8 protein-coding genes and 1 tRNA gene (1 of these 9 running past the window's edge) are annotated in these 8,552 nt (G+C 43.2%); 6 read left to right on the top strand and 3 right to left on the bottom strand.

Annotated features, from left to right (window positions below; all coding sequences use genetic code 11):
* From GLO7428_RS21310 to GLO7428_RS21285, 6 genes are all read left to right on the top strand, one after another.
* Window positions 1–582, top strand: the 3' portion of a protein-coding gene (locus GLO7428_RS21310; RefSeq protein WP_015190655.1) for a TIGR04168 family protein. 345 nt of this gene lie to the left of the window's left edge; only the last 582 of its 927 coding nucleotides appear in the window; the start codon falls outside the window, past its left edge; its stop codon occupies window positions 580–582.
* Window positions 583–629: 47 nt separating this feature from the next.
* Window positions 630–714, top strand: a tRNA-Ser gene (locus tag GLO7428_RS21305).
* 11 nt (window positions 715–725) lie between these two features.
* Window positions 726–1,427: a queuosine precursor transporter gene (locus tag GLO7428_RS21300; RefSeq protein WP_051038472.1), complete on the top strand. Its 702-nt coding sequence runs from the start codon at window positions 726–728 to the stop codon at window positions 1,425–1,427.
* 19 nt (window positions 1,428–1,446) lie between these two features.
* Window positions 1,447–2,634 carry an FAD-binding oxidoreductase gene (locus GLO7428_RS21295; protein WP_015190653.1) on the top strand — a complete coding sequence of 396 codons (1,188 nt, stop codon included), beginning with the start codon at window positions 1,447–1,449 and terminating at the stop codon, window positions 2,632–2,634.
* A gap of 104 nt (window positions 2,635–2,738) precedes the next feature.
* A complete protein-coding gene (locus tag GLO7428_RS21290; RefSeq protein WP_015190652.1) occupies window positions 2,739–3,806 on the top strand; it encodes an NAD(P)H-dependent oxidoreductase in 1,068 nt (355 codons plus the stop codon).
* 155 nt (window positions 3,807–3,961) lie between these two features.
* Window positions 3,962–4,489, top strand: a complete 528-nt coding sequence (locus GLO7428_RS21285; RefSeq protein WP_015190651.1) for a DUF29 family protein — start codon at window positions 3,962–3,964, stop codon at window positions 4,487–4,489.
* 7 nt (window positions 4,490–4,496) lie between these two features.
* Here GLO7428_RS21285 and GLO7428_RS21280 read toward each other — a convergent pair whose 3' ends face one another.
* The 3 genes from GLO7428_RS21280 to gatB form a co-directional block, all read right to left on the bottom strand.
* Window positions 4,497–5,021 carry a hypothetical protein gene (locus GLO7428_RS21280; protein WP_015190650.1) on the bottom strand — a complete coding sequence of 175 codons (525 nt, stop codon included), beginning with the start codon at window positions 5,019–5,021 and terminating at the stop codon, window positions 4,497–4,499.
* A 93-nt stretch (window positions 5,022–5,114) separates the two neighbouring features.
* Complete coding sequence (argJ, locus tag GLO7428_RS21275) at window positions 5,115–6,455, bottom strand: bifunctional ornithine acetyltransferase/N-acetylglutamate synthase (protein ID WP_041918716.1); 1,341 nt, start codon at window positions 6,453–6,455, stop codon at window positions 5,115–5,117.
* A 263-nt stretch (window positions 6,456–6,718) separates the two neighbouring features.
* Window positions 6,719–8,203: an Asp-tRNA(Asn)/Glu-tRNA(Gln) amidotransferase subunit GatB gene (gatB, locus tag GLO7428_RS21270; protein WP_015190648.1), complete on the bottom strand. Its 1,485-nt coding sequence runs from the start codon at window positions 8,201–8,203 to the stop codon at window positions 6,719–6,721.
* Between the last annotated feature and the right edge of the window lie 349 nt (window positions 8,204–8,552).

The following is an 8,552-nucleotide window of genomic DNA, read 5'->3' as shown; positions in this document are numbered from 1 at the left end:
TTTAATCTCAGCATTGTTGGTAGCCGTCCCTTTAGCTGGGGAGGTGCAACATGGAAAAACGCCAATTTTTACCAAGAACGATTTGGAGTCACTAGTTTTGCTGAATCTACTGATTTGATGGTAGCTGCGGCTAAAAGCGCGCAACACGATAACATTATCTTTCTTGGACATAATGGTCCATTTGGACTCGGCGATCGCGCTGAAGATCCTTGTGGTAAAGATTGGCAACCACTAGGAGGTGATTTTGGCGATCCTGACTTTGCAGAAGCGATCGCGCAAACTCGCGCAGCCGGAAAAAATATTCCCTTGGTGACTTTTGGTCATATGCATCACAAACTTCGCCATACACAACAGCAACTTCGTAAAGCAATTAATGTTGCAGAAGGAACAGTTTATCTGAATGCAGCGAGTGTTCCTCGCATCATACAAATAGGAGGCGATCGCCAGCGGAATTTTTCGCTTGTCTATTTACAAGGTAGTACTGTCACTCAAGTTTCCTTAGTATGGTTACATCAAAACTACAAAATAGCGTCTGAACAAATTCTTTATCAAAATAGTAGTTCTTTAATGCAGCCAGCATAGCTGATAGAATGTATTATGGCTAATAGCAAACTGCTAAAAGTCAAATTGGAGAGGTGGCAGAGTGGTCGATTGCGTCCGACTTGAAATCGGATGAAGTGAAAGCTTCCGGGAGTTCGAATCTCCCCCTCTCCGTTGTTACAGCAATGCTCGCGTTCATCGTAGGATATTATTCGGTGTCCAAAGCGTATAAACATCTAGACACGATCGCAGCGTTATTTGTTACGGTACTACTCATCTCAAATGTCACTTCGACAAAAATTGTTACCCTTGGACCGTTTACCTTTGACGGCGGGACGCTATTGTTCCCCCTAAGCTATATTTTTGGCGACGTTCTAACAGAGGTTTATGGATATGCGCGATCGCGTAAGGTGATTTGGCTAGGATTTTTCTCAGCTTTGTTAATGTCTGTGACATTTATTGTTGTTGGAATTCTCCCACCTGCACCGGATTGGCAATATCAAACCGCATATAATCAAATTCTTGGACTTACACCTAGAATCGTGGCAGCAAGTTTAGTTGCGTATTTTGTTGGTGAGTTTGCCAACTCCTTCACTTTAGCGAAATTAAAACTTGTTACCCACGGACGATGGCTGTGGATGCGGACGATTGGTTCCACTTTAGTTGGTCAAATTTTAGATACAGCAATATTTATTCTGGTTGCGTTTAGCGGCGTTGTCCCAAATAATTTATTGTGGACATTAATTGTGTCGAACTATTTATTCAAATGTGGAGTGGAAATTTTGTTTACTCCTGTGACGTACTGGACTACAGGATGGTTGAAGCAACAGGAGAAGGAAGATTACTACGATATCAACACAGACTTTAATCCATTCCACTCAGGTTAGTTAACAGAGAACACTCCTGATGAAAACTTATGACTGGATTGTAATCGGCGGTGGAATTACAGGTGCAGCATTAAGCTATGAGTTAGTCAAACAAGGCTTTGCTGTATTACTCCTTGAAAAAGAAGCAACACCACACAATGCTACTTATTACAGTTATGGTGGTTTAGCGTATTGGTCAGGGACAACTGATTTAACGAAGCAACTTTGTGAAGAAGGAATTACCCGTCACCGCTTGCTATCTCAAGAGTTAAGCGCGGATACTGAGTTTCGGGAATTAGATTTACTCTTGACGATTAATCGCGATGACAATCCAGAAACTGTAGCTGCATCTTATGCACAATTTGCGATTCCACCACGATTACTGAGTGTCGATGAAGCGTGTGAATTAGAACCATTATTGAATAAAGATGCGATCGCTGGGGCGCTGAGTGTCAAACACGGACACATCCATGCAGAAAAACTTGCCGAAGCTTACATCCAAGCATTCTTACGTGCAGGTGGTACGATGTACGTGGCGCAGGTGTGGGAGTTATTGCGCGAAGGTCAACGTATCATTGGCGTGAAAACAAAAACAAACACTTACCATGCAGCAAATACGGTTGTGTGTGCAGGTGGCTTTAGCCGCGCATTACTTAAATCAGCCGGAATTTCAGTCTGTGTATACTTCACTCATGCAGAAATCATCGCCACTCCACCTGTCGATGTCGAGTTACGCACCCTCGTCATGCCAGCGGTATTGAAAAGATTTCAACTAGAAGCAGAGTCTACAAAAGATGATAGTCTATGGGATTCTGGAAATGAAACATTGCCACCAATTTTAGACCCAGGAGCCGTTCAATTTTGCGATCGCCGATTATATTTGGGTCAAATGAGTCGGGTACTGACAGAACCTTTTGCACCTATCGACGCGGTTAGTAGCGAAACAGCACTCAGAAACAGTGTTGGAATGATATTACCAAAACTCAAAAACTTACCAGGAACATGGCATCATTGCTTAGTTGCCTTTAGTCGCGATCGTCTACCTTTGATTGGGGCTATTCCTAATTTTGAAGGTATTCATATTTTCTCAGGCTTTAGCAATCCCTTAGTCCTCATACCCCCCTTAGCACAACGATTTGCGCATTCAATTGTAGGTCAACCTGATGACATTATTCCTCAGCTTACCCCAGCGCGAATTCACTTGAAAGGGGCGAGAAGCGATGATTAAGGAGTGAGAGGAAAAAGCAGTAGCCGAAATTACTCCTATAGATGTTCTTCTACGCTTTGGCAATTCGGTTAAATGGATACTGAGCACTTGATATCGATATAACGATGAAACCGAACGATGAAAACGGGAAACTTTCAGTAGAACAACGCCCGTTTCGAGTATTAATCATTTCTGGGTCAAATCGCCGTCAGTATAATTGTCCTGGAGTTGATTCTAAGTCGCGCACATTGATGCTACGCATGGCAGAACGCCTACCGCAAGAATGGGAAATTGACTACGAGGATCTTGGTAACGTTTACGCGCGCGAACATATTCAAAGCTGTAATGCTTGTGCTTCAACTTCAATGGCATTATGTGTATGGCCTTGCAATTGTTATGAACCTAATAGTAAAGCTGAACCAGATTTGATGTGGAATCTCGATCTATATTCCCGTCTCGATCTTGCAGATGCATGGGCGATTATTGGTCCAATTAACTGGTATGCACCCAGCAGTAATTTAAAGCTGATGTTCGATCGTTTGGTGTGTATGAGTGGCGGTAATCCTCGTGAAGACTTAATCGATCATAAAGATCCTGAAAAAGCAATGCAACTCGAACATTCTCCAGAGTGGGAAGAATTGAGTAAGAACCACTTAGAAGGACGCACAGCAGGCTTTTTCTGCTATGGAGACAATGGCGCTGATGAACTTGATTCTACAGGACGACCCAAACACCTCAAACATAAACACTACTTCGATCCAGAAGAAGAACCGTTTGAGAATGAACGCAATGCTTATGCACCACTTGTTTGGCAATCTCGTTATAGTGGAATTGAAGTTCCAGATCGCCTCTGGCGCTATGTAGAAATTGGTCACGGGAAGAAGTATAGCGATAACCAAGCTGAAGATATTGAGAAAGAACCAAATTTTTACGATAAGTTTGATGCTTGGACGGATGCTTTTGCAGACTTTGTCCACCAAAAAGGAAAAGTTCCACCTAACAAGTACCGCGCCTATGGTTACAAACCACCTAGCCACTTGTGGGAAGATATTAAGCTAGGCTGGCGTAATGTACGTATGGGATTAGGAATTCCTCCTAAAGATTCTTCACCAGCAGAACAACAAGCACAAGGACTTAATCAAGACGCAACACTATCATTCCACAAAAGTGAAGGCGAAAAACTGCGTGATTAGGATGAAATAAATCAAAGGGGAATGGCTTATCCATTGCCCTTGATAACAAACGAGTAGGCGATCGCTACTAACATTTCAGTTGCTGCCAAAATATTATAAATACAGTTTTCAACCGCTATTCGTGCCAGTACTATCAAGTATGAAGGGCAGCTAACATGACACAGGAACTTGTAGATTTAAGAAGAAGTATTGTAGAAGGACGCTACACAGATGCTTTGGCTATTGTAGATGAATTAGAAGGAATGAGTAGGCAAGCCATTCTACGTAACATCCAAGCATTTGTCAGAATTCTATTGATTCATTTAATCAAAAATCAACTTGAACAACAATTATCTAATTCTTGGGCTGCTTCAATTCGTAACTCAATCGTCGAGATAAAAAGATTGAATTTAAAAGATAACAAAACATCTTATTATCTAGATTTAGATGAGTGGGACTCTACTTTAGAAGATGAATTTGAGTCGGCGATTCGTGATGCAAGCGTAGAAGTTTTGAACGGAAGCTACAGCGAATTCCAAATTAGTGAAATGGTCGATAGAGAGCAAGTTATTATGATGGCTCGGAAGTTGTTGAGGTTAACATACTCTCATACTGTCAAAGAATTACCTGCAATTGTAAGTGAGAGTTTAACTCAGTTTCCAGGAGGCGAAGATTGGAAAGCTGGTAGAAAGAATTCAAAGTAGTAATTAGCTAACTAATTAGACTGAGTAACCAGTTTTGTGTTGCACGAAGTGACTGTAAGTGTATAATTTCAAGATGAGAATATTCTGGTTTTCTTAATAGAATAGAGTACTCTCGTTTTCTACGGCAATAAGTTTGAATTGCCCAGAGAAGAATCGAATCACGACTCAATGTAGTTCTCCAAGTTTCATAATTGCCATTGCAAACGGATTCTTGAGTCATGACGCGGCGTAAAGTTCGCCAAAGCAATCGTTGTAAAATTATGGCTAAAGGATAGTCTAACCAGATCACAGTATCGGCACGACTCCAAATCGTGTGATGAACTTGACTACAATTGCCATCGACAATCCAGGAATCGCCTGAAAGCGCTTGTGAGATGCGATCGCGCCAAATATCTTGAGAAACGAGTTGCCAATTGGGTTCCCAACGTAAATAGTCTAATTCAACATGAGGAATCGCTGTAATTTGAGATATTTGACGTGCTAAAGTTGTCTTTCCTGAACCACTTGTTCCAATAATAGAAATTCGCTGCATAGTATTGAGAACGCAACTCGGTAATGGGTAATTGGTAATTGGAGACGATTATTCGTCATGTTCGATTACCAACCACACTTGGCTAGCTGCCCATCAAGTTGTATACTCGGCATTAATCTTGACGTAATCGTAACTTAAGTCACAGCCCCAAGCTTTACCAAAACCTGAACCATTACCAATACTCACAGCAATAATCACAGGGTTATCAATTCTTTGCTGTGGTGCATTTACGCGGTCAAATGGTAATGATATTCCAGCTTCAACAACAGATAAATCATTACTCATATTTGTCGCAACAGCTTCTTTCGGTAATGAAGAAGCCTCCGCAGTTTGCTTTAAATACGCACTTGCACCTGCACGATCAAACGGTAATGGTTCGCCATTTTGCATCAACTCAAAGTTTCCCAGCTTGATTTGCAAGTTTTCTTGTTCAAACGGAACTCCCGCGCGCCCAGCAGCAGCAGCGATTCTTCCCCAGTTGGGATCGCGTCCAAAGATTGCAGACTTGACTAAAGATGAACCCGCGATCGTTCTGGCAACTTTTCTGGCAGATTCTTCATCTGTCGCACCACTAACTTGCACTTCAATTAAACACGTTGCGCCTTCACCATCACGCGCAACAGCTTTTGCTAGACGCTGACACACTTCGGTTAACATTGCTTCTAGCTTCTCAGCTTCAGCCCCCATTTCTGTAATTGCAGGGGTGCGTGATTGACCGTTTGCGAGTGCAATGAGTGTATCATTGGTGCTGGTATCGCCGTCCACTGTAATTTGATTAAAGCTTTTATCGGCGGCGCGGCTTAGCATTTGCTGCCACAATGAAGGAGACACGACAGCATCGCAGGTCACAAAAGCGAGCATCGTTGCCATATTTGGATGAATCATCCCTGAACCTTTGGCAATTCCACCAATGCGCACAGGGCGATCGCCCATCGTCGTTTCTAAAGCAACGGATTTTGTCACTAAATCTGTCGTGACAATCGCTTGCGCCGCATCATCAGAACCTGTTGCGGAAGCAGCGGCGACAAGTTTGGGAATTCCTGCTTTGAGTGCATGCATGCGAATTCTGCGCCCAATGACACCCGTCGAAGCGATGAGTACTGACTCAGAAGGAATATTGAGCGCTTGCCCTAGTAGCATCGCACTTTCTAAAGTATCAAGCCATCCTTGCGAACCTGTCGAGGCGTTAGCTTGTCCAGCATTACATAATATTGCTCTAGCGCTGGATTTTGCTTGCAGGCGTTGACGACAGTAATCTACACACGCGGCGCGAACTTGGGATGTGGTAAAAACTCCTGCGGCGATCGCTTCGACATCTGACACAATTAATGCCAAATCTGGAAGTCCTGAAGGTTTCAATCCCGCTGTGATTCCTGCTGCTTTATATCCTCTGGGAGCAGTCACGCCACCCTCAATTTCCCGCCATTGTGACATTACTCTCTGCCTTTGATCGCACTTATCGCCTGTGGCGCTTACCCCTAATGAATTGTCGATTTTGCGCCGATCTTTATAAAAAAGGAGAGTCTTTTGTGTGACTCTCCCGATCATCAGGGTGCATCTACTCTGCAAAGTATACCAGGTTAGATAGCATTGATTTACTCGTGATTCTAGATTTTTTGTTAAGTGTTGGTGACAGGTAACAGGTAATGGATAATGGGTTCTGTGCAACCACTTACCAGTGACCAATTACCGATGCCCTAACCATTAAGCTTCTTCGCCAGCAATTGATTTGTCAACTTAGGATCAGCACGTCCTCCAGTTTCTTTGAGAACTTTTCCGACAAAGAAGCCAAGAAGTTTCGTTTTACCGTTGCGGTACTGTTCGAGTTCTTTGGGGTTGGCGGCGATCACTTGGTCGATCGCTTGTTCTAATGCACTCGAATCTGATATTTGACCTAGGTTATCGCGTTCGACGATCGCTTTTGGCGAACCACCCTTGGTTAATAACTCTGGTAGTATGTCTTTAGCGATTTTACCGCTGATTGTGTTGTCTTCAATCAATGTGACGAGTTCGGCAAGGGCTTCTGGTTTGAGCGCAATTTCGTTGATACTCAGCTTATTTTTATTCAGGTATGCTGCAATATCACCCATAATCCAGTTTGCTGCTTGTTTTGCAGAGGCACCAGATGCGATCACGGCTTCAAAATATTCAGCTACGGTGCGATCGTCGGTGAGTACGCGTGCATCATACGGTGAAAGCCCTAATTCTGTTTCATAACGGTGGCGTTTTTGTGCGGGAAGTTCGGGAAGTTCACTGCGCCATTTTTCAAGTTGTTCGTTTGTGACTTCAATCGGTGCTAAATCGGGTTCGGGGAAGTAGCGGTAATCGCTCGAACCTTCTTTGGTACGCATACTAATTGTGCGTTGCGCGCCTTCTTCCCACAAGCGAGTTTCTTGAATGATTCTTTCTCCCGCTTCTATTGCAGCAGTTTGGCGTTCAATTTCGTATTCAATCGCGCGTTGAATCGCGTTGAACGAGTTCATATTTTTGATTTCGACTTTCGTGCCAAACTCTTTTTGTCCCACAGGGCGCACTGAGATATTGACATCGCACCGTAAGGAACCTTCTTGCATATTCCCGTCACTTACACCCAGGTAACGGAGAATTCGGCGGAGTTCTTGCGCATATTCAGCGGCTTCTTGTCCCGATCGCATATCGGGTTCTGAGACGATTTCAACTAATGGTACACCCGCACGGTTGTAGTCTACGAGCGAATAGGTTGAACCGGAAAGGCGATCGCTTCCCGCATGAACTAATTTTCCGGCATCTTCTTCCATGTGCAAGCGCGTGATGCCGATGCGTTTGCGTATTGGATTACCATCACCGTCAACAAGTTCAATTTCTAACCAACCGTGTTGTGCGATCGGTAAGTCATATTGCGAAATTTGGTAGTTTTTCGGTAAATCAGGATAGAAATATTGTTTCCGGTCAAATTTGCTATATTTAGCAATCTCGCAATTGAGTGCTAAACCTGCTTTGACGGCGTATTCCAATACCTTTTCATTTAAAACAGGTAACACCCCTGGCAAACCCATACAAATCGGGTCAATGTTAGTATTAGGGTCTGCACCAAACTCGGTCGAGCTACTAGAAAATATTTTAGTTTTTGTACTCAGCTGACAATGGGTTTCTAAACCAATAATCGCTTCGTACTCGGTTTTTACCGCAGTAGCAGTAGTCATAATCAAACCAAGCAGCTATTCTTTATTAGGCTACTATTGTAGACTGCGATTCACCGAATGGCGTTTGAGTTTAGTGTTGATTAGCCACTGAGAATTCAGTATTGACAATTTGCGCAAGCTGTGAATACGCGGAGTGTAGTCACACGATCGGCATCGTTACTTGGCTTTTCATGCTTTATCTTCTTGATTGTGTATTGTAGTAGAAGGCGAAAAATGCACTAAAGAAGACAGATCTATTACTATGACCTTCACTATTTGCTCCTTGAGTTGAGGATATAGGTATGCTGCGAACTCGCTGGCAAAGCAATTAATCGAAAAAGGAAGATTTCGTGATTATGAAGCATATCCT

Origin of the sequence: Gloeocapsa sp. PCC 7428 (assembly GCF_000317555.1) — a bacterium.
Classification (GTDB): domain Bacteria; phylum Cyanobacteriota; class Cyanobacteriia; order Cyanobacteriales; family Chroococcidiopsidaceae; genus Chroogloeocystis.
Note: the sequence above shows the minus strand (reverse complement) of the source record. Positions and strands in the feature narration are given on the sequence as shown.